This window comes from Diplocloster agilis (genome assembly GCF_019042275.1).
Classification (GTDB): domain Bacteria; phylum Bacillota; class Clostridia; order Lachnospirales; family Lachnospiraceae; genus Diplocloster; species Diplocloster agilis.
The window spans coordinates 12,780-33,481 of record NZ_JAHQCW010000026.1 but is presented as its reverse complement, the minus strand read 5'-3'; the positions used below and the strand labels follow the sequence as shown (position 1 = coordinate 33,481).

Genomic DNA, 20,702 nt, shown 5'->3' with positions numbered 1-20,702 from the left:
GAACGGCGGTATTTAAAAATGTGGAAATATGACATGCACGCAGCGCGGAAGAGTAGGTGAAACAGTATGAGATGCTTATATTGCGGCAGCACCCTGTCCGATGTGGATTACTGCACGAACTGCGGGGCTGATGTATCAGTATATAAAAAGATAATACGGTTGTCCAATGCGTTATACAACGACGGGTTGGAAAAGGCGAAGGTTCGGGATCTGTCCGGTGCTGTGACCAGTCTGAATCTGGCGTTAAAATATAATAAAAATCATGTGCAGGCCAGGAATCTGCTGGGGTTAATTTATTATGAAATGGGAGAGGCTGTGGCAGCCTTAAGCCAATGGGTCATCAGCAAGAATGTCCAGTCCAAGAAGAATCCGGCGGATTATTTTCTGAACGATCTGCAGGAGAATCAGGGGCGCCTGGAAACCATGAATACCTCGATCAAAAAGTTTAATCAGGCGCTTTTATACTGCGAGCAGAGCAGTGACGACCTAGCGGTTATCCAGCTGAAAAAAGTGCTTTCCATGAATCCAAAACTGGTTAAAGCATATCAGCTGCTGGCTCTGTGTTACATGAAAAACGAAGACTACGGCAAAGCGGAGAGTATGCTGCGAAGGGCCGGGAAAATAGACCGTGCCAATACATTGACTTTGCATCTGCTCAAAGAACTGAACACCTTCAAGGGAGTTAATCCGAAACCGGAGGAGCCGAAGAATGAGGATTCCGTCGCATACCGCAGCGGAAACGAGACTATTATCCAGCCCAAGACGTTCAAGGATAATACCGGAATGTCGACGGTGATTAATATCATTATCGGATTGCTGGTGGGAGCGGCTCTTATGTGGTTCCTGGTTCTTCCGGCCCGCATGCAGGCGGAGAAGGGCAGCAGCAATCAGTCGGAGATCGAATTTAACGAACAGCTGTCTTCCAAGAATGCCAACATCAAACAGCTGGAAACGGATCTGGCCACGGCAAAGGCTAATGAGGAAGAGGCAAAGCAGCAGGCCCAGGCCCAGGATGTGAAGGTCACCAGCTATGAACAGTTGCTGGCCGCTTATGCAGCCTACAGCGCGGAAGATACCGTGACGGCTGCGGATGCGCTTCAGAAAGTAGATGCCGCTTCCCTGTCCGGAGACGCCAAGACGTTGTATGACGCGATACAGACAGATGTGAACACCAAGGCGGCCGAGGAGTTATATACTACCGGCTATGACGCCTATAAAAAAGGTGATTTCGCCGCGGCCATCCAGGATCTGGGGCAGGCTGTAGAATTAAACGCAGACGTTCACAATGGCGACGCGTTGTTCTATCTGGCGCGGGCTTATGACCGCTCCGGGGATCAGGCCAACGCGGATAAATTCTACCAGCAGGTATATGACAAGTACCCGAATACCAATAAAGCGCGGCAGTCCGCCAGTTACATGAGCACGCCGCCGGTGGAAGGGGCGAATGCCGGAGGTGAAAACGCGTCCGGTAATACACAGGGAAGCAATCAGACGAACGATAATACGGATCAGCAGCCCCCGCAGGATGCAGGGGAAGGAGCACCGGATAATACACAGGAATGAGAAAGGGCGTGGGCTGCCACGCTCTTTTTGTGCATTTTTTTCATTTTATGAGAAAGTGCCTGCAGGCTCAGGGATAGAAAAAGCAGCAATCTAAGACAGGAGGAAATACAGATGTCACCATTGTTTCAACTGGATCATACCAGTCTGATTATCCACGTTCCGGCGGAACTGGATCATCATAATGCGGAAGAGATTCGAAAGGGTGCGGATGATATGATGGAAAAACAAAATGTCCGGAGTATCGTATTTGATTTTTCCAACACCAATTTTATGGACAGCTCCGGGATCGGCGTCATCATGGGGCGCTACAAGAATCTGAATTTTACCGGGGGAAAAGTTCTGGCTGTTTCGGTGAGCCCCAGAATCCGGCGGATCCTCACCTTATCCGGCATACACAAGATCATCGATATCTATGACGACTTTCCACAGGAAACCAAAACAGTATAAAGGGGGAGCACCATGAAGGAGAGCAATGAAATGAAATTAGAATTCGACAGCAGGTCGTCAAACGAAGGATTCGCCAGAGTAGCGGTAGCGTCGTTTCTCACCCAGCTGAATCCGACGCTTGAGGAGGTGGCGGATGTGAAGACGGCTGTATCGGAAGCGGTCACCAACGCGATCATCCACGGATACGGAAATGAGGTACATAAAATCACCATAAACTGTAGGACCTGTGAGGATGAACTATACCTGGAGGTCATCGATCAGGGCAGAGGCATACCGGATGTGGAAAAAGCTATGGAGCCGCTATTTACCACCGCTCCGGAGCAGGAGCGGTCCGGCATGGGATTCTCATTTATGGAGGCTTTTATGGATGAACTGAAGGTAGAGTCCGAAGTGGGAAAGGGAACCAAAGTTTCCATGAAAAAGAAAATCGGGCGCAAGGACAGCGAATATGAGGAAGAGTAAAGGGATGAATTCATGGAGCATACGATCGCTTTAATTGTCAAATCACACGAAGGGGATAAAGAAGCGAGAGATAGGCTTGTGGAAGAAAATATCGGATTGGTGTGGAGTATCGTCCGCAGATTCCAGGGGCGGGGCCATGAGATGGAGGACCTGTTCCAGATCGGCAGTATCGGGCTGATCAAGGCAATCGACAAATTCGATATCAGTTACGACGTAAAGTTTTCAACCTATGCGGTTCCGATGATTACGGGAGAAATTAAAAGGTTCTTAAGAGACGACGGCATGATCAAGGTGAGCCGGTCCTTAAAGGAAACGGCCAACAAAGCGCGAAGATGCAGGGAAATGCTCAACCATAAGATCGGCCGGGAGCCAACCCTGGAAGAGATCTCCGCTGAGATCGGCGCCAGCCAGGAAGAAATCGTCATGGCGCTGGACTCCGGCGTGGAAGTGGAATCCCTCTATAAAACCATCTATCAGGGAGATGGAAGCGACATCTATCTGATCGATAAGCTGGAGGAGGAAACCAGCCAGAACGATGCGGTATTGAACCAGCTTGTGCTGGAACAGCTGTTGGATTCCCTGACGGAAAAGGAACGTGAGATCATCCTCATGCGCTATTATGAGGACAAGACGCAGACGCAGGTGGCGGAGAAGATCGGCATCTCCCAGGTCCAGGTATCCAGGCTGGAGAAGAAGATCCTACAAAAACTGCGGGACAAGCTTTAAATCAAAAGGGGACATGTCCAAACTGATTTGGGACATGTCCATTTCAGTTTGGGACATGTCCATATTAAATTGGACATGTCCCAAATCGGTCAAATCGGTTCAGGTTTATTTTACACCTGCCCGGAAAGCGCCTTGGTACTCTTGCGCAGGCTGATCTCCGGTTCCAGTAGAATTACTTGCTTATCCTGATTCGGATTCTCTAATTCGGAAAAAATTCTTTCGGATGCTGAAAATCCCAGGCGGTCTCCCTGGACATTGACGCTTGTCAGCGGGACTTCAAAGCATCGGGAGTAATACAGGTCGTTAAATCCGATAATGGAAATATCCTTTGGGATGCGGATGCCCAGCTCATGATACTTCTTGTAGAGGCCATAAGCCATCAGGTCGTTATAGCAAAAAACGGCGGTACATCCTTTAGCCAAGACTGTCCCGGCTATGTCATAAGCGCCTACCGGCGTCAGGTCACAGGGGAAAAAACTGATCTGTGACATATCGAGAAGGTATTCTGCACAGGCGGCTACGATACCGCAGTAACGCTCAGAAAAACTCTGGGTTGAACCGCCGATCACACCGATATTTCTATGGCCCAGTTCCAGTAAATGCTTGACCGCATAGTAAGCGCCGCGGCTTTGATTGATGGTGACGGCGCTGAAACCGATATTTGGTATATAGCGGTCAACAAAAACCACAGGCTTTTCTAATGTATGAAGAGCCGCTGAATATTCCTCATAGTCCGATGGGGTAATATTGGAAGAAGGACAAAAGATAAGACCATCCACTTCACGGGAACGGAAAACTTTGATGTCGGAAAGGTCAAATTCCTTGGAGTCATCCGTGCTGCTGATCATTATATTGTAATCGTTTGTTCGGCAGATATTGGTGATGGCCATAGCGATCGAGGCATAAAACAGATCCTTTAAGTCCGGCAAAATGACGCCGATTGCTTTGCCGGTTTGTCTTGGCATCAGTCCGCCGGAGCGTGGAGGGGTATAATTCAGTTCCTCAGCAATTTTTCTGATTAATTCTTGCTTTTCTTTTGAAATGCGGTTTGGCCGGTTGCCTAAAACCAGTGATACCGCAGATATGGACATGTCGGCGCGTTCCGCTATATCTTTTAAAGAAATTCCCATAATGAACACCTCATTTAATAATTTCTGTTTTTATCACTTTATCAAATAATGGAATGGGATGATTTTTTGATAAGGATAAAATGATAAAAATTTAATCACTAGAGACAGTTTAATATTTTTTTTTATCTTTGTCAAGAATAAGCGTAATATGTCTGATGCACAAAATGCGTTCCTGTATCGTGAAAAATATGGAATCATATAAGTATAATATCGTTGCTGTAATTCACTCCAAGTAAACGGGAGAGGAAGAAAAGTTGAGAAAATTTTAAAAATACAAGTTATTGACTAAAAATAAATCCAGTGCAATAATGGAAAAAATGATAAAAATTTTATCAAATAAAAGTAAAAGATTTATCAAAAAAGAAGGAACATGCAGATAAGAATGGGGGTTTAAGCCTCGCCACGGCATTAGCATGTGGCGGGGCTTATTTTTGATTTTTTAACACATTACATAATTTTCATAAATCCTGCCATACTACATTTTGAATATCGTAAAAAGCAAATGAATGGAAAAGGAAGTGGATAAAATGATAAACCGGACAAAATTCAGAGTATTTCTTCTTTCTCTTGTATTAATCGCAATCGTGGTTGGAATTTTCTATTATTCCTATGTAGTCCAGAAAGAGAGCATTATTACCGAAGGGACATTTGTTGAGAATATAGCGGAAGGGTGTCGGAACCTATGTCTTTAAAGGATACCTTGTATTTGAAAATAGAGCGGAACACGGAAGTCCATACCACAGAGGTCCGTCTGGGAGATGTGGCCAAGCTGGAGTGCAGTAATAAAGACGTGGTGAACCGGCTGAAAGCCATGAAGATCCTGACCCTTTCCGATGCCAAACGCTACAGCCGGAATGCGGTATCGGTGCTGAAGGTAATCGAGCAGATCCATTCCATTTATCCTCAGCTGGAAATCAATAATGTAGGTGAGACGGATTTTGTGGTGGCGTATGAAAAGGAACCGCACCAACACAAAGTCATGGATTTCCTGAAGACGCTTCTGGTCTGCCTGACGACCTTTTTCGGAGCGGCTTTTTCCATTATGTCGTTTAATAATGACGTGCAGCTGACCAAACTGTTCAGCCAGATCTATATGCTGATGACCGGCGAGACCTCCAACGGATTCACAATACTGGAGCTGTCCTACTCCATCGGCCTGACCGTGGGCGTGGTTATTTTCTTTAACCATTTCGGGGGCAGAAAACTGTCCGTGGACCCGACTCCCATCGAAGTAGAAATGAGGCTATATGAGGATGATGTGAATACCACCGTCATCGAGGACAGCAGCAGGAAGGGAAAGAACGTGGATGTTAATTAGACAGATTCTGATGGCCATTATCGGTTTGAGCAGCGGCTTTACGGTTGCGGGAGGTATCTTTGCGTTTATCGTAGGATTGGGAATCATTCCCCGGTTCGCCGGCAGGACACATACCGCCCACCGGATCCTCTGGTATGAGGACTGCGTGCTGGCAGGCGGTGCATTGGGGAATCTGATGTACATCTATCAGCTGCCGGTGCATCTTGGAAAAATCGGACTTGGGTTCTACGGTTTGTTTGGGGGTATGTTCGTGGGCGCCTGGGCCATGGCACTGGCGGAGATTGTAAATACGATACCGATCTTCGAGCGGAGAATCAAACTGCGGGAAGGCCTGACCGCCATGATTATCAGTATGGCGATCGGAAGATCCCTGGGGGCAATTCTGTACTTTTTCCAGGGATGGTAGGCAACAAATATAGCTACATTCGTAAAAGGAGATTGCATTTATGGACGAAAAGAAACAACAACAGTACGGTGAATACGTAAAACAGGTGACACCGACGCACAGTCTGCCGTTAAACATGCTGAAAGCGTTTATCGTGGGCGGTATCATCTGTGTGATCGGACAGTTTATTCTGAATTTCTGCGAGGGCAGGGGTATGGAGAAAGATATCTGCGGAGCCTGGACCTCCCTGATTTTGATCCTGGTCAGCATCATCCTGACCGGTTTTAACATCTATCCGTCCATCGCCAAATTCGGCGGGGCAGGCGCGCTGGTACCCATAACCGGTTTCGCCAACTCGGTGGCTGCGCCGGCGATCGAGTTTAAGAAGGAAGGCCAGGTGTTCGGTGTGGGATGTAAAATATTTACCATCGCCGGCCCGGTTATTCTGTACGGGATCTTTACCTCATGGCTGCTTGGGTTGATTTATTACCTGCTGCAGTGGACGGGGGTGATCTCATGACACAGATGGTGGGAAAGCAAAGCCTGCAATTTGAGCATGCGCCGCATATATTAGGTCATGCTTCTATCGTGGGTAAAAAAGAAGGAGAGGGTCCTCTTGGACATTTGTTTGATGTGGTTGGCGAAGATGCGCTGTTCGGTGAGAAAACGTGGGAGGCAGCTGAAAGCTATCTGCAAAAGCAGGCTGGGGAAATGGCCATCGGAAAAGCGGGACTAGAGAGCTGGCAGATCCGTTATATCTTTTCCGGCGACCTGCTGGCCCAGGGGGTGGCGACTTCCTTCGGGCTGGTCGATCTGAATATTCCCCTGTTCGGACTGTACGGGGCCTGCTCGACGATCGGAGAAGCTTTATCTCTGGGGGCCATGACCGTAGCTGCGGATTATGCGGATTATGTGATTTCCATGGCATCCAGCCACTTTGGCAGCGCGGAAAAAGAGTTCCGCTTTCCGCTGCAGTACGCCGGCCAGCGGCCCCTGTCCGCCTGCTGGACCGTCACGGGATGCGGCGCGTTCGTTCTGGGTAAGGATGGAGGAAAAGTACGCATAACCGGGATTACCACCGGAAAAATCGTGGATTACGGGATCAAAGATTCTCTGAATATGGGAGCCTGTATGGCGCCTGCAGCCTGTGATACGATCTACCAGAATTTTATGGATTTCAACCGGCAGCCGTCGGATTATGACCGGATCTTTACCGGGGATCTGGGAAATGTAGGGAAAACGATACTTCTGGATCTGTTGAAGGAAAAAGGGTTTGATATCAGCAGCCAGCATTCGGATTGCGGAATAGAGATCTATGACGCCGAACGCCAGGATACCCACAACGGCGGCAGCGGCTGTGGATGCGCAGCCGTAACGCTGTCGGCTTATATTATGAGGCAGCTGGAGAAAAAAGCGTGGAAGCGGGTCATGCTGGTACCTACCGGTGCGCTGCTCTCAAAAGTCAGTTACAACGAAGGGAATACGGTTCCCGGTATCGCCCAGGCGGTAGTGCTGGAGAGCTGCTGATTTGGAACGCTGTTATTTATGATCCGATCGTGCATAAAACCATCGGATCGGGAGAAACTAAGTGTATTGTCCACGCAAAGAAAGAGAAGGGAGATGGACATAAATGGATTATATCAATGCATTCTGGGTGGGCGGCCTGATCTGCGCCCTGGTTCAGATATTGATGGAAAAAACAAAACTGATGCCCGGCAGAATCATGGTACTGCTGGTGTGCAGCGGCGCGGTGCTCGGAGCGCTTAACATCTATCAGCCATTCCAGGAATTCGCAGGGGCCGGAGCCAGCGTTCCGCTTCTTGGATTCGGGAATCTTTTGTGGAAAGGCGTCAAAGAGTCGATCGCAAGCGACGGATTTCTCGGGATCTTTATGGGAGGCTTCACGGCCAGTGCCGTGGGGATATCGGCAGCCCTGATCTTCGGATATCTGGCTTCCCTGGTGTTCAACCCTAAAATGAAAAAATAAATATTTCAAGTGACGAGGCTTCTGCCCGTGCTTTTAATATAGATTAAGGATATACAACCGCGGATGTATATCCTTTTCTCTTGTTGTAGGGGCCGGAGCGGCCGGGGGACAGGGGCGGTATCCGGGGAGGCTTCCGGCGGCCGGGTTCTTTTGCGGCTTTGGGAAAGCGCGGAGGACTTGCGCTGGCTGCTGCTAAGTGGAATCGAAAAGCCGGGTTCAGGAACCGAGCCTATTCACCAGGAACACGTGATGTGTTCCCGGTTCAGAGGCTCTTGCCCGTCGGACGTGAAGTCCGCCGGTCATCCTGAACCCGGCTTTCCGATTCCACTAAGCAGCAGCGCAGCCGTCCTATGCGCTTCTCCAAAGCCACAAAAGAACCCGGCCGCCGGAAGCCTCCCCGGATACCGCCCCTGTCCCCCGACCGCTCCTGCTTTAGTATTAGCGTGATAAGCGGGTGATAATAATTGGGGAATCTGCACTCTGAATAATTACAGTTGAAAATTTTCGACAGAAAGTTTATAATAGGTAGGCTAGGGGGAATATGATGGAACATAAATGGAGGAAACTGTTTTCTTATTACAAACCTTATAAGTGGCTTTTTATTTCGGATATGTTTTTTGCGGTGGTGGGCGCTGCGGTGACGTTGGTGATTCCGCTGATCGTCCGGTATATTACGAACCAGGTTACGGCGCTGCCGCTGAATGACGCGGTGCAGATGGTCCTGCGGCTTGGGGTTTTGATGATCGGTCTGGTGCTGATTGAGTTTGTCTGTAATTTTTATATTGCCTATTATGGACATATTATGGGAGCGAAGATCGAGTATGATATGAGAAATGAGATTTTTGCCCATTACCAGAAGTTGTCCTTCGCTTTTTATGATAATCAAAAGGTTGGACAGCTGTTGTCAAGGGTTACGAATGATCTGTTTGATATCAGTGAGCTTCTTCATCATGGGCCGGAGGATGTGTTTATTTCCCTGATTAAGATGATCGGTTCTTTTGTGATTCTGTTTCAGGTGAATATGCCGCTGACCTGGGTGGCGTTTGCGTTTTTGCCGGTGATGCTGGTCTATGCGTTCTATTTTAATACGAAAATGAAGCATGCGTTTAAACAGAACCGGGCGAAGATCGCGGATATTAACAGCCAGATCGAGGATAATCTCTCCGGTATCCGGGTGGTGAAGTCTTTTGCCAATGAGGAGATCGAGCTTAAGAAGTTCTATAAAGGGAACAGCAAGTTTGTGGACGCGAAGAAGAGAAGCTATCTGTATATGGGAGGGTATAATTCGGGGCTGGGGGCGCTGACGACCCTGGTAACCGTGGTGGTGCTGATGGCCGGCGGGATGTTTATCGCCAGGGGGACGGTCAATGCGTCGGATCTGATTACGTTCCTTCTATATATTAATAACTTTACGGAGCCGGTGAAGAAGCTGGTGAATTTCACGGAGCAGTTCCAGAACGGTTATAGCGGGTATGAGCGCTTTTTGGAAATTCTGGATGTGGAACCGGATATCCGGGATGGGAAAGACGCGGTTCCGGTTCGGAATCTTCGGGGGGATATTAAGTTTGAAGATGTCTCCTTCCGCTATGAAGACAGTACGGATAAGGTGCTTCACCATGTGAGCCTGGATGTGAAGGCGGGTACTTATATTGCGTTGGTAGGTTCTTCGGGCGCTGGGAAGACGACGCTTTGCAGCCTGATTCCGAGATTTTATGATGTTACTTCCGGGCGGATCACAATCGACGGGATCGATATACGCCATATGCGTCTGAAGAATCTGAGGGATCAGATCGGTATCGTGCAGCAGGATGTGTATCTGTTTGCCGGTACGGTAATGGATAATATCCGGTACGGAAGGCCGGACGCTACGGATGAGGAGGTTATCCGGGCGGCTAAACTGGCCAATGCTCATGAATTTATTATGGAAATGCAGGATCACTATGACACGGATATCGGACAGCGGGGTGTGAAGCTGTCCGGCGGACAGAAGCAGAGATTGTCTATTGCCAGGGTGTTTTTGAAGGATCCGCCCATACTTATATTTGACGAAGCTACCTCAGCCCTCGATAATGAGAGTGAGCGGGTAGTGCAGGATTCTCTGGAACGGCTGGCGGCTAACCGGACCACGTTTGTGATCGCCCACCGCCTGTCTACCATCCGCAATGCCGAGAAAATATTGGTGCTGACGGAGGAGGGAATCCAGGAAGAGGGGACACATGAGGAACTTCTTGGGATAAACGGCATCTATGCCCATCTGTATCAAATGCAGTTCCGCAAGGAGGAGGCTGCGGCCCCGTCATAAGATATGAATCCAAAGGGGCACCACGTAATACATGCTCTGCGGGCATGCGGCGAAATTGCATGATAAGGGATAACCAAAGGGCATCCTGTAATATATGTCCTACGAGGTGTATGTAGCGAAAGCCCCATAACAAGGTATACCCAAAGGGCACCCCGTAATACATGCCCTACGGGCAGGCATGCAGCAAAGCTGCATGATAAGGTATAAAACGCGAGGATCTTGTTCAACATAATAAACAAAGTTCCCCCGCCGCAATAGGTGGAGGACGGAACTGCTCCAAAATGATTAACAGCAGAGAGAATAGAGCAAAATAGCTATCCTCCGCGGAAGTGCGAGCAAGCAATGTATCTGAATAAGATGCGGAGCTTTCTTTGTAATTACCAAGCGAGAATGGAAACTAGATAATACGAATAGAAAAAGAATAGGAAGTATAGTTATGGAAATCGAATTTAAGAAAATAGCATTGGAAGACCGGGATCTGGTCACTAAGTACCTTTGGGCTTCCCAGGTCAGAAGCTGCGAGGAAACATTTGCCAACACGTACCTGTGGTCCAGGCAGTATCCGATCGAATTTGCCATCGTCGATGAGATGCTGGTATTTAAGACAATAGAAGAGAATCCTTCCTTTGATTTTCCAAGAGGCCAGGGGGATCTGAAAGGCTGTATGGATAAAATGATGGATTACTATGAGGAAAAAGGCTATCCGTTCCGGATGCATCTGGTCACGGAAGAGGATTTTGCAAAGCTGGAGGCATTATATCCGGGGAAATTGAAGATCGAGTACGACCGGGATGTCGCAGACTATGTCTATGAAACGGAAAAGCTGATTACTCTGGCCGGTAAGAAATACCACGGTAAGAGAAATCATATCAATAAATTCCGGGAACTGTATCCGGATTGGGTCTATGAGAAGATTACGGACGAGAATCTGGACGACGCGTTCCAGATGGCGCTGAAATGGCGGCATGAAAATGCCTGCGACCAGGATGAGGAAAAACGTCTGGAGCTGTGCGTGACTATGAATGCGCTGCGCCTGTTAAAGGAACTGCATTTATCGGGCGGACTGATCCGCGCCAAAGGACAGGTGGTGGCGATCGCGATCGGGGAACCGGTAAGCGAAGATACCTTTGTGGTTCACAATGAAAAAGCTTTTGCGGATGTGCCGGGCGCATATCCGATGATCAACCAGCAGTTCGCCGCCCATGAGGCGAAAGATTATAAATACACGAACCGGGAAGAGGACACCGGAAGTGAAGGACTCAGAAAAGCCAAATTGTCGTATAGGCCGGAGATCCTGCTTCAAAAGGGCGTTGTCACTTATGCTTAAAGCCGTTTGCATTCGGATCAGCGGTTGTTTTTGATAATTACCGGTTTATGGACAAGCGATGATACTCTTAGAATATCATCGCTTTTTCCATGGGAAAGAGTTCCTGTTGTAACTCTTAATTTAATGGGTGGTTTCTAACTGATCTTTTGCTGCCGGAGCCAAACTTTCATCATTAATTTCTGCGGGATGAACTTGGAAAGTAAATGTGTGGTTTTCACATATAGTCCGTATACGGAAATGTCTTTTCCCTTTTTTGCGTCCCGCAATGCTTTAGCGGCAACGACATCCGGCGTAACCATACCTGAAAAATGATTCGTTCCTTTTTGAGCGCCGATCACACCTCTGACAAACAATCCGGTTTTCATCCAGCCAGGACATACGGCAGTTGCATGAATCCCTTTATCTTTTAATTCGACATTTAACGCTCTTGTATAATTACGTACAAATGCCTTCGTCGAACTGTAAATATTTTGATACGGAAGAGGGAAAAAAGAGGCCTGTGAAGCGATATTGATCATATGGCTTCCATAATCCATATATGGAATACAAGTTAAACCAAGTGCTACAACAGCGCTAATATTTACATCTATCATATTTAAAGATTCATTGATACTTAGGTCATCATAGGAACAAAATTTTGCAAAGCCCGCATTATTGACCAGGTATTTAACCGTTACGTTACTCTGTGCAAGTTCTCTCCCAATATCAGAGATGCTTCCTCTATCCGATAGATCCATAGAAAAGGTGCGTATCTTACTACCATACTCATCGGAAAGCTGTTTTAACGTTTCTTCATTACGGGCAATTGCCCATATTTCTGTTACCTCTTGTTCGTTCAGAAGCAGTTTCACAAATTCTTTTCCAAGTCCGCTGTTTGCTCCGGTTACAATAGATATTAATTTTGTATGCATCCTTCATCCTCCATAGAGTTTATAAGTTTAAACACTTAAACGTATTGGGCATAAAAATTATGATAGTGTTGTATTCATATCATTTTCGAGCGAAGCCAGCAAAGTTTTGAGCTGCTTGACGGCGGCGGCCAAATTTAAACGATAGATTCGTTCTTTTCCATTCTTAGTAACGCTGACAAGATTGCTTTCAAGCAGTAATTTCAAATGGTGGGAAACAGCGGGCCTTGACAGCGAAAGCCGTTCGGTAAGTTCCGTGACAGACAGTTCTTTTTCATCAAATAAAAACATAAGTATCTGCTGCCTGTTTTCATCCTGAAGCATTGTGAAAATGGGTATGCATTCAGATAAGATATTTAATGTTCTTTTACTCACTATGGTCTCCTTGCGTTTAAATGTTTAAACGTATTGTACAGTGTTGCTATAGAGATGTCAAGCTCCTTATATTGCGGAATGTTCCGGATATTACGGAGCCAAAAGGGGCGGAAGGATAAATTCCAATTTCTAATTTATCCTTCATATTTTTCGAAATACCCTTTATCGTAAAAAGCATACTCCTTACTTTTCAATCGTATTGAAACAGCAAACGGTAATAGAATCAAAAAGACTGCAATGCCTAAAAAAATGCCAACGCCACCTGCGATCTGCCACGCGGTAGCCGAATGTTCTATTAGCCATTTTATACCCAAAGCGCTCATGGGAATCATGATACACCATGAGGTGAGCAGCCCTGGCCCATAAATGGTTTTTTTCCCATTTTCTCTGTACCGGAAATACATTTTAATCCCGCTTCTGGTATGGTTCACTGTTTCGCCAATTCCGAAGAATACGACCAAAGCTACTGCGCTTTCCGGAATTTTAGTTATATTTATTGTCAATAAAATCAGAACAATCTCCGCGCCCAGATTTGTGATCATATTCGTACAACGATTCTGCGGATATACCATAGGTTCTTTAGAACCAAATCCAAGATTGTTCATAAAATAAAATCCAGCCGGGAACGTATTCTCCTCGAAGATATGCATGGGCACTACGATCGCCAGCATACAGACAAGCTTCTGGGCCATTTCCCATGAATTCCAATTCCATAAAAGCACGCAGGTCATGGCAACCGCCATAAAATAGACCAGGTATAACCATAATTGATCACACCATTTGCTGAATATTGATTTTTTCATCGCATACACCTCTGTTAATTTGAATTTGATTGTGGGTTGTTCTTCTTATCTAATTCTAAAATTCGGGCTTTATCATAAAAGCTGGCAACGGTTTGATTATATCCCTTGAAGGAAAAGTATGAAATCAGAATACCGACAACAATAAGAAAGAGTAACAAACGAAGTGGTGATTTATAGTATTTTGTAATGTTAAGCAGTAGAGAAAAAGTAATTAGCGGAATATTTAATGAGGAAGAACGCAAAATTCTAACTTTTGATCGGGTATATTTTAAGTAACTTTCTTGATCTGCCTGTTTCCATATAATAATACTGCTCTTAGCCTCTAATCCGGATTTAATTCGAATTTTATTTTCCGATTTAGTAAAAGTAAGGTCGGCAATCCGATCGAAAATCATGCCAAGTACATAGAATATACCTAAAAGTAATATACTGGCAGGTAATTTTTCGAGTAGTATTCCAACATACTTTAAAATTGAGAGATTGGTTAAATATATAATAAATGATGTAATCCAAAGCGATGTTTCTAATCCAATTATTATTAATTCGACATACAATGCTGTTGTTTCCATAAGTGATACTCCTAATAGAAAGAAATTTTATACCTTCCGGTTATCTCACAATTCATGCCCTTGGGTCTGTATGCTTTGTGCGTTAAGATATAATAATATAATACTACAAAATCTTTGATTTACAAAGAGTATCAAAATTTTTTAAAGAAGTATATCGTAATGTTCGGCTGTTAAAATAATGTTGGGAGAGTTTTAGATGATAGGATCTGACATAATTTTTGATAATCAAAAAAATATTTTGAATTAAATGTAAATAGTTGAAAAGTGACGAATTCTGTGGTACAATGCTGTCAATTTAGGCAAAGGTTCCATGGCTTTTTCTATATATATTGAAAAAGCCATTTTTAGGGCTTAATACCAAGGCATCGCCTTCGGGCGTACCTCTATGTTTTGGGCGTCAGACATCAGAAAGATATAACCCAAGACAAGAACAATGAAAGGAATAGGGTGGAATATGAAAGCTTTTCTCATTCTTGAAGACGGGCATGTATTTACGGGGACGAGCATCGGCGCGGACCGTGAAGTCATCAGCGAAATCGTATTTAACACATCAATGACCGGATATCTGGAAATACTCACCGATCCCTCTTACGCAGGGCAGGCAGTGGTTATGACCTATCCGTTGATCGGTAATTATGGTATATGTTATGAGGATATGGAATCCTTAAAACCCTGGCCGGACGGCTATATTGTCAGAGAATTATCCAGACTTCCCAGCAACTTCCGCAGTGAAGATTCTATTCAACATTTCTTGGAAAAACATAATATCCCCGGAATCGCAGGTATAGATACAAGAGCATTGACGAAAATCTTAAGAGAAAAAGGTACCATGAACGGTATGATCACCACCAATGCGAATTATAATATAGAAGAAATACTTCCAAGGCTGAAATCTTATACTACCGGAAAAGTAGTGGAGAAAGTCACCTGTGCGGACAAAGAGACGCTTTCCGGCGAGGGGTACAAAGTGGCGTTGATGGATTTCGGCGCGAAAAGAAATATCGCCAGATGCTTAAACGAGCGCGGGTGCGAGGTAACCATATACCCGGCGCGGACGAAGGCGGAACAGATCATCGCGGACGCGCCGGACGGAATTATGCTGTCCAACGGACCTGGGGACCCCAAGGAGTGCCGGGAGATCATTGATGAAATCAAAAAACTGTACCAGAGTGATATTCCGATCTTCGCGATCTGCCTGGGCCATCAGCTCATGGCTCTGGCCAACGGAGCGGATACCCATAAAATGAAATACGGCCACCGCGGCGCCAACCATCCGGTAAAGGATCTGGACAGCGGACGGGTCTATATTTCCTCACAGAATCATGGCTATGTGGTGGACGCCGGGGCCATGGATCCCAATGTGGCGGTTCCCGCTTTTGTCAATGTCAATGACGGAACCAACGAGGGGTTAAAATATATCGGTAAAAATATTTTCACCGTGCAGTTCCATCCCGAGGCAAGTCCCGGACCCCAGGATTCCAATACACTGTTTGACCGTTTTATATCTATGATGGAGGTGGCCAAGAATGCCTAAGAATCCGAATATAAAAAAGGTGCTGGTGATCGGTTCCGGCCCGATCGTGATCGGGCAGGCGGCAGAATTTGACTATGCAGGCACGCAGGCCTGCCGTTCCCTGAAGGAAGAGGGCATCGAAGTTGTCCTGGTGAATTCGAATCCGGCAACGATCATGACCGACAAAGATATCGCCGATAAAGTATACATCGAACCGCTGACCGTAAAAGTGCTTCAGCAGTTAATTATAGAAGAAAAACCGGACAGCGTCCTGCCCACCCTGGGCGGACAGGCTGCGCTGAATCTGGCCATGGAGCTGGATGAATCCGGATTCTTAAAAGAGCAGAATGTCAGACTGATCGGAACCACCTCCCTCACCATCAAGAAGGCGGAAGACCGGGACGAATTCAAAAAAACCATGGAAAAGATCAACGAACCCTGTGCTCCCTCCAAGGTAGTAACGACCGTGGAGGAAGGGGTTGAGTTCGCAAAAGAGATCGGATATCCGGTAGTATTGCGGCCTGCTTACACTCTGGGCGGAAGCGGCGGCGGAATAGCCTACAATGTGGGGCAGCTGATGGATATACTGGCCAACGGCCTGCGCCTAAGCCGTGTGGGACAGGTTCTGGTGGAGCGCTGCATCGCGGGCTGGAAAGAGATCGAATACGAGGTAATGCGTGACGGCGCCGGCAACTGCATCACTGTTTGTAATATGGAAAATATCGACCCGGTCGGCGTGCACACCGGGGACAGTATCGTCGTGGCGCCCTCCCAGACTCTGGGGGATAAAGAATATCAGATGCTGCGCTCGTCGGCTCTGAATATTATCAACGAATTGAAAATTACCGGCGGATGTAACGTCCAGTACGCGCTGAAGCCGGACAGCTTCGAATACTGTGTGATCGAGGTAAATCCCAGAGTCAGCCGTTCCTCGGCGCTGGCTTCCAAAGCCACGGGTTATCCGATCGCCAAAGTGGCGGCTAAGATCGCGTTAGGATATACCCTGGACGAGATCAAGAACGCTATAACCGGCAAGACCTATGCAAGCTTTGAACCGGCTCTGGATTACTGCGTGGTCAAGATTCCCAGGCTGCCCTTTGATAAATTCATCATGGCAAAGCGTACGCTGACCACCCAGATGAAAGCGACCGGAGAAGTCATGAGCATCTGTACCAACTTTGAAGGCGCGCTGATGAAGGCGATCCGTTCATTGGAACAGCATGTGGACAGCCTGATGTCCTATGAATTCGGCCATCTGACCGACGAGGAGCTGATGCAGGTTCTGCACCGGGTGGATGACCGCCGGATCTTCGTGATCGCCGAGGCCATCCGCCGGGGGATTTCTCAGGATACCATTAATTTTATCACCAAGATCGACCTGTGGTTTATCGATAAGATCGCCATCCTGGTAGAGATGGAACAGGCGCTGCAAAAAGAAGAAATGACGCCGGAGCTTTTGGCGGAGGCTAAACGTCTGGAATTCCCGGACTATATCATCGCGCAGCTCTCAGGCAGAAAAGAAGCCGAAGTAAAGGCTATGAGAATCGAGAACGGGATCACGGCCGCTTTTAAGATGGTAGACACCTGCGCCGCAGAGTTCGCGGCCTCCACCCCTTATTACTACTCCTGCTTCGGCAGCGAGTGTGAGGTGGAGAAAACCGAAGGGAAGAAGAAAGTGCTGGTGCTGGGTTCCGGGCCGATTCGTATCGGCCAGGGAATCGAATTCGACTACTGTTCGGTTCACAGTACCTGGGCATTTAAGAAGCAGGGCTATGAGACCATTATTGTAAATAATAACCCGGAGACGGTCAGCACAGACTTCGATATCGCCGACAAGCTGTATTTTGAACCGCTGACCCCCGAGGATGTGGAAAATATCGTAAACCTGGAAAAACCGGACGGAGCCGTGGTGCAGTTCGGCGGACAGACCGCCATCAAGCTGACGGAAAGCCTGATGAAGATGGGCGTTCCGATCCTTGGGACCTCAGCGGAGAATGTGGACGCGGCGGAGGACCGGGAACTGTTCGACCAGATTCTGGAACAGTGCTGTATTCCAAGACCCGCGGGAAGGACCGTCTACACGGCCGAGGAAGCCAAAGCGGCCGCGGCGGAGCTTGGGTATCCGGTTCTGGTGCGCCCCTCCTATGTACTGGGAGGCCAGGGAATGCAGATCGCTATCTGTGATGAGGAAATCGACGAGTTCATCGGTATCATCAATCAGATCGCCCAGGAACACCCGATCCTGGTAGATAAATATCTGGTCGGCAAGGAGATCGAGGTCGACGCGGTATGCGACGGGGAAGATATCCTGATCCCCGGCATCATGGAGCATATCGAGCGGGCCGGCGTTCACTCGGGAGACAGTATTTCCGTATATCCCGCCCAGAGCCTGAATAAGAAGGTGATCCGGGTACTGGAGGAATACACCAGGAAGCTGGCCAAGTCCCTGCATGTCATCGGACTGATCAACATTCAGTTTATCGTGGCGGACGACGAAGTATATGTCATCGAGGTGAACCCCAGATCCAGCCGTACCGTCCCCTATATCAGCAAGGTAACCGGCATCCCCATCGTAGAGCTGGCAACCCGGGTGATCATCGGGGAGACCATCAGGGGAATGGGCTACACACCGGGCCTTCAGCCCGAAGCGGACTACATCGCCATCAAGATGCCGGTGTTCTCCTTTGAAAAGCTGCGGGGCGCGGATATCAGCCTTGGGCCTGAGATGAAATCGACAGGCGAGGTGCTGGGTATCGCGAAAACCTTCAACGAGGCGCTCTACAAAGCATTCTTAGGAGCCGGGATCAACCTGCCCAAATACAAAAATATGATCATCACCGTAAAGGACGCGGACAAGCTGGAAGCCGTGGAAGTGGCCAAACGATTCGAGAAAATCGGCTACCGCATCTACGCCACCAGAAGCACGGCCAAGGTGTTAAATGAGCACGGAGTACACGCCGTGCGTACCAACAAGATCACACAGGAATCGCCCAATATCATGGACCTGATCCTGGGCCATGAGATCGATCTGGTAATCGATACGCCTACGCAGGGCCGGGATAAAAACAGGGACGGATTCCTGATCCGCAGAAATGCCATTGAGACCGGCGTGAACTGCCTGACCTCCCTGGATACGGCCAATGCGCTGGCAACCAGCCTGGAGAACCAGGAAGGGAAGAATCTGACGCTGATCGATATCGCTACGATCTGAAGCCTTAGATAAAGAGTTCCCCCTCTTATTATATTATCTGTCACAAATCCGCTGACGAGCGGGCTGGACAATGTGACGGAGAATACGATAAGAGGGGGTTCTTTATTTTATGACAGGAAAGGGTATCTTGGAAGAACAGTCTCCCCGTAATTTATTGGGGTTCGTCTACGCAGAGGACTGTAATCCGCTCGGGGACCGTCTGAGCAGGGATGCTGCGGGTAGTGGCGGTGTACTGGACGGCCAGAACATGCCCGGCCAGTTTACAGTAGTAGAGCTGGCCGTTCTGGGTTTCGATGATGGTATAGGGAGAGAGGATCAGCCGGAGCGTTCCGTCATAACTGATCAGATTGTCATCGAAACGGTCGATTTTCACACTGCGCCAGGAGAGGGATTCGGCCATGGCTATGGCAGTGTACTGGGGCGGATAGATCAGAGGGGCGGGGGCGTTGGCTGAATACCAGCCGGTGACTCTCATGCCCGGATTCACCTGGATATGATCTACGAAATAAGTATTGGGAGTGGCGATAAAGTTTACTACGCTGTTGTCGTCGTTTCGGACGGTGATGCGCTGGGTACAGCACTGTTCGTCTGCGTTGGCGACACTGATTACGGTTCCTTCAAAAGAGAGGAATTCAAAAAAATCATCCATACGATAAGTTACCTTTTTCATAATATCCCTATAGTATATGTAAAGCTACGAGGAAGTGACAATGGTTCTTCCCCGGGGTTGGGTATGCCCGCTGCTTAAGGGCCGGGATGCTCCGGACAGCCGAATTCGTTTGTGTCTCCCCGGGCGGGCAGAACAATTGCCTGCAGGCAAGTTTTCTATTTTCTGTGCGTGTAATTTACTGTTGAATTTTGTATAATCAAAATTAGAAGATGTTGTGGTGGGAGGGATTTTATGAACTATGAATTTAATCTGTTATTAAATGATTATACGATCTGTCCGGATACCTGGGGGATGACCGACGAGAGCGCTTTGTTTTACCGCATGTATTATATATGCGGAGGGGAAGCTTATCTGCGGAAGGGGGAGCGCAATATCAGGCTGAAAAAAGGGTATTTCTATATCTTTCCCCTGATGAATCCGTATACGCTGTGGCAGAATAAGGAGAATCCTTTAGAGGTTTTGTGGTTCCACGTGGAAATCAAGATGGACTTTTATACGGATTTTGGAGTGGTGAAAATCGAGAAGGATACGGTGATGTACAGCCTTTTGAAGAGCATCCATTATCTGACGGGACAGCCGGAGTATCAAAACGAGATCGTCCGTCTGTTTGATATTTTTCTCACTATGCTAAATGAGGTGCTGCCCCTGCGTAAGACCAACAGCCGCCGTATGAAGAGCGTGATCGAGTATATCGACACGCATATCGGGGAGGAGCTGACGGTCAGCCAGCTGGCGGATCAGGCGGGGATGGAACGGTCGTATTTTTCCAGAAAGTTTAAGTCTATCTTTAAAATGTCGCCGAACCGCTATATCCTGGCCAAGAAGATGAGCGAGGCGTCCAAGGCTCTGGCGAATGGCGCGACTGTGTATCAGGCCAGTATTGTGGGCGGATATACGGACGAGAAGGCTTTTGCGCGGGCTTTCAAAAAATATATGGAAACGACGCCGTCAAATTATAGAAAAAGTCACATTGAGCAACCATGAAGTCACAATCATATGTTGTTTC

20 protein-coding genes are annotated in these 20,702 nt (G+C 47.6%); 14 read left to right on the top strand and 6 right to left on the bottom strand.

Annotated elements, in window-relative coordinates; genetic code table 11:
* Positions 1–66 precede the first annotated feature (66 nt).
* The 4 genes from KTH89_RS15105 to sigF all read left to right on the top strand — a co-directional run bounded on the left by KTH89_RS15105 (position 67) and on the right by sigF (position 3,198).
* Positions 67–1,563 (top strand): tetratricopeptide repeat protein, encoded by a 1,497-nt coding sequence (locus KTH89_RS15105; RefSeq protein WP_158346449.1) that lies wholly within the window; start codon positions 67–69, stop codon positions 1,561–1,563.
* Positions 1,564–1,674: 111 nt separating this feature from the next.
* Complete coding sequence (spoIIAA, locus tag KTH89_RS15100; protein ID WP_158346447.1) at positions 1,675–2,010, top strand: anti-sigma F factor antagonist; 336 nt, start codon at positions 1,675–1,677, stop codon at positions 2,008–2,010.
* 12 nt (positions 2,011–2,022) lie between these two features.
* Positions 2,023–2,472 (top strand): anti-sigma F factor, encoded by a 450-nt coding sequence (gene spoIIAB, locus KTH89_RS15095; RefSeq protein WP_158346445.1) that lies wholly within the window; start codon positions 2,023–2,025, stop codon positions 2,470–2,472.
* Between the two features lie 12 nt (positions 2,473–2,484).
* Positions 2,485–3,198: an RNA polymerase sporulation sigma factor SigF gene (sigF, locus tag KTH89_RS15090; RefSeq protein WP_158346443.1), complete on the top strand. Its 714-nt coding sequence runs from the start codon at positions 2,485–2,487 to the stop codon at positions 3,196–3,198.
* 110 nt (positions 3,199–3,308) lie between these two features.
* On the opposite strand, the gene KTH89_RS15085 is transcribed toward sigF, so the two are convergent.
* Positions 3,309–4,328, bottom strand: coding sequence for a LacI family DNA-binding transcriptional regulator (locus tag KTH89_RS15085; RefSeq protein ID WP_158346441.1), 1,020 nt, complete (start codon positions 4,326–4,328; stop codon positions 3,309–3,311).
* Positions 4,329–5,010: 682 nt separating this feature from the next.
* Between KTH89_RS15085 and KTH89_RS15080 the strand changes: the two genes are divergently transcribed.
* The 7 genes from KTH89_RS15080 (at position 5,011) to KTH89_RS15050 (ending at position 11,647) form a co-directional block, all read left to right on the top strand.
* Complete coding sequence (locus KTH89_RS15080; protein ID WP_158346439.1) at positions 5,011–5,646, top strand: stage V sporulation protein AA; 636 nt, start codon at positions 5,011–5,013, stop codon at positions 5,644–5,646.
* Positions 5,636–6,052, top strand: a complete 417-nt coding sequence (locus KTH89_RS15075; protein WP_158346437.1) for a stage V sporulation protein AB — start codon at positions 5,636–5,638, stop codon at positions 6,050–6,052. The genes KTH89_RS15080 and KTH89_RS15075 overlap by 11 nt, the downstream gene beginning before the upstream one ends.
* Positions 6,053–6,092: 40 nt before the next feature.
* The gene (locus KTH89_RS15070; RefSeq protein ID WP_158346435.1) at positions 6,093–6,551 is read left to right on the top strand and encodes a SpoVA/SpoVAEb family sporulation membrane protein; all 459 of its coding nucleotides are present in this window, start codon (positions 6,093–6,095) and stop codon (positions 6,549–6,551) included.
* A complete protein-coding gene (locus KTH89_RS15065) occupies positions 6,548–7,558 on the top strand; it encodes a stage V sporulation protein AD (protein WP_158346433.1) in 1,011 nt (336 codons plus the stop codon). The genes KTH89_RS15070 and KTH89_RS15065 overlap by 4 nt, the downstream gene beginning before the upstream one ends.
* Positions 7,559–7,661: 103 nt before the next feature.
* Positions 7,662–8,018, top strand: a complete 357-nt coding sequence (gene spoVAE, locus KTH89_RS15060; protein WP_158346431.1) for a stage V sporulation protein AE — start codon at positions 7,662–7,664, stop codon at positions 8,016–8,018.
* 544 nt (positions 8,019–8,562) lie between these two features.
* Positions 8,563–10,320 (top strand): ABC transporter ATP-binding protein, encoded by a 1,758-nt coding sequence (locus tag KTH89_RS15055; protein WP_158348829.1) that lies wholly within the window; start codon positions 8,563–8,565, stop codon positions 10,318–10,320.
* A 436-nt stretch (positions 10,321–10,756) separates the two neighbouring features.
* The gene (locus KTH89_RS15050) at positions 10,757–11,647 is read left to right on the top strand and encodes a DUF2156 domain-containing protein (RefSeq protein WP_158348830.1); all 891 of its coding nucleotides are present in this window, start codon (positions 10,757–10,759) and stop codon (positions 11,645–11,647) included.
* Between the two features lie 134 nt (positions 11,648–11,781).
* Here the strand turns inward: KTH89_RS15050 and KTH89_RS15045 are convergent, their stop codons facing one another.
* The 4 genes from KTH89_RS15045 to KTH89_RS15030 all read right to left on the bottom strand — a co-directional run bounded on the left by KTH89_RS15045 (position 11,782) and on the right by KTH89_RS15030 (position 14,302).
* Complete coding sequence (locus tag KTH89_RS15045) at positions 11,782–12,558, bottom strand: SDR family NAD(P)-dependent oxidoreductase (protein ID WP_158348831.1); 777 nt, start codon at positions 12,556–12,558, stop codon at positions 11,782–11,784.
* A gap of 57 nt (positions 12,559–12,615) precedes the next feature.
* Positions 12,616–12,930: an ArsR/SmtB family transcription factor gene (locus KTH89_RS15040; RefSeq protein WP_158348832.1), complete on the bottom strand. Its 315-nt coding sequence runs from the start codon at positions 12,928–12,930 to the stop codon at positions 12,616–12,618.
* 134 nt (positions 12,931–13,064) lie between these two features.
* On the bottom strand, positions 13,065–13,733 hold the full coding sequence (locus KTH89_RS15035) for an HXXEE domain-containing protein (RefSeq protein WP_158348833.1): 669 nt from the start codon (positions 13,731–13,733) through the stop codon (positions 13,065–13,067).
* 14 nt (positions 13,734–13,747) lie between these two features.
* Complete coding sequence (locus KTH89_RS15030) at positions 13,748–14,302, bottom strand: hypothetical protein (RefSeq protein WP_158348834.1); 555 nt, start codon at positions 14,300–14,302, stop codon at positions 13,748–13,750.
* Between the two features lie 454 nt (positions 14,303–14,756).
* Between KTH89_RS15030 and KTH89_RS15025 the strand changes: the two genes are divergently transcribed.
* Positions 14,757–15,836: a carbamoyl phosphate synthase small subunit gene (locus tag KTH89_RS15025; RefSeq protein WP_158348594.1), complete on the top strand. Its 1,080-nt coding sequence runs from the start codon at positions 14,757–14,759 to the stop codon at positions 15,834–15,836.
* Positions 15,829–19,026: a carbamoyl-phosphate synthase large subunit gene (carB, locus tag KTH89_RS15020; protein WP_158348592.1), complete on the top strand. Its 3,198-nt coding sequence runs from the start codon at positions 15,829–15,831 to the stop codon at positions 19,024–19,026. Before KTH89_RS15025 ends, carB begins: the two co-directional genes overlap by 8 nt.
* 151 nt (positions 19,027–19,177) lie before the next feature.
* Here carB and KTH89_RS15015 read toward each other — a convergent pair whose 3' ends face one another.
* Complete coding sequence (locus tag KTH89_RS15015) at positions 19,178–19,696, bottom strand: hypothetical protein (protein ID WP_238722245.1); 519 nt, start codon at positions 19,694–19,696, stop codon at positions 19,178–19,180.
* Between the two features lie 231 nt (positions 19,697–19,927).
* Here KTH89_RS15015 and KTH89_RS15010 point away from each other — a divergent pair, with 231 nt between their 5' ends.
* The gene (locus tag KTH89_RS15010; RefSeq protein WP_158348590.1) at positions 19,928–20,680 is read left to right on the top strand and encodes a helix-turn-helix domain-containing protein; all 753 of its coding nucleotides are present in this window, start codon (positions 19,928–19,930) and stop codon (positions 20,678–20,680) included.
* Positions 20,681–20,702 lie beyond the last annotated feature (22 nt).

Excerpts from the sequence above, each read along its gene's own strand:
- spoIIAB (WP_158346445.1), top strand. The coding sequence starts at position 2,023 with ATGAAGGAGAGCAATGAAATGAAATTAGAATTCGACAGCAGGTCGTCA.
- KTH89_RS15055 (WP_158348829.1), top strand. The coding sequence starts at position 8,563 with ATGGAACATAAATGGAGGAAACTGTTTTCTTATTACAAACCTTATAAG.
- spoIIAA (WP_158346447.1), top strand. The coding sequence starts at position 1,675 with ATGTCACCATTGTTTCAACTGGATCATACCAGTCTGATTATCCACGTT.
- sigF (WP_158346443.1), top strand. The coding sequence starts at position 2,485 with ATGGAGCATACGATCGCTTTAATTGTCAAATCACACGAAGGGGATAAA.
- KTH89_RS15065 (WP_158346433.1), top strand. The coding sequence starts at position 6,548 with ATGACACAGATGGTGGGAAAGCAAAGCCTGCAATTTGAGCATGCGCCG.
- spoVAE (WP_158346431.1), top strand. The coding sequence starts at position 7,662 with ATGGATTATATCAATGCATTCTGGGTGGGCGGCCTGATCTGCGCCCTG.
- KTH89_RS15045 (WP_158348831.1), bottom strand. The coding sequence starts at position 12,558 with ATGCATACAAAATTAATATCTATTGTAACCGGAGCAAACAGCGGACTT.
- KTH89_RS15085 (WP_158346441.1), bottom strand. The coding sequence starts at position 4,328 with ATGGGAATTTCTTTAAAAGATATAGCGGAACGCGCCGACATGTCCATA.
- KTH89_RS15070 (WP_158346435.1), top strand. The coding sequence starts at position 6,093 with ATGGACGAAAAGAAACAACAACAGTACGGTGAATACGTAAAACAGGTG.
- KTH89_RS15025 (WP_158348594.1), top strand. The coding sequence starts at position 14,757 with ATGAAAGCTTTTCTCATTCTTGAAGACGGGCATGTATTTACGGGGACG.
- KTH89_RS15105 (WP_158346449.1), top strand. The coding sequence starts at position 67 with ATGAGATGCTTATATTGCGGCAGCACCCTGTCCGATGTGGATTACTGC.
- KTH89_RS15015 (WP_238722245.1), bottom strand. The coding sequence starts at position 19,696 with ATGAAAAAGGTAACTTATCGTATGGATGATTTTTTTGAATTCCTCTCT.
- KTH89_RS15030 (WP_158348834.1), bottom strand. The coding sequence starts at position 14,302 with ATGGAAACAACAGCATTGTATGTCGAATTAATAATAATTGGATTAGAA.
- KTH89_RS15010 (WP_158348590.1), top strand. The coding sequence starts at position 19,928 with ATGAACTATGAATTTAATCTGTTATTAAATGATTATACGATCTGTCCG.
- carB (WP_158348592.1), top strand. The coding sequence starts at position 15,829 with ATGCCTAAGAATCCGAATATAAAAAAGGTGCTGGTGATCGGTTCCGGC.
- KTH89_RS15080 (WP_158346439.1), top strand. The coding sequence starts at position 5,011 with ATGTCTTTAAAGGATACCTTGTATTTGAAAATAGAGCGGAACACGGAA.
- KTH89_RS15075 (WP_158346437.1), top strand. The coding sequence starts at position 5,636 with ATGTTAATTAGACAGATTCTGATGGCCATTATCGGTTTGAGCAGCGGC.
- KTH89_RS15050 (WP_158348830.1), top strand. The coding sequence starts at position 10,757 with ATGGAAATCGAATTTAAGAAAATAGCATTGGAAGACCGGGATCTGGTC.
- KTH89_RS15035 (WP_158348833.1), bottom strand. The coding sequence starts at position 13,733 with ATGAAAAAATCAATATTCAGCAAATGGTGTGATCAATTATGGTTATAC.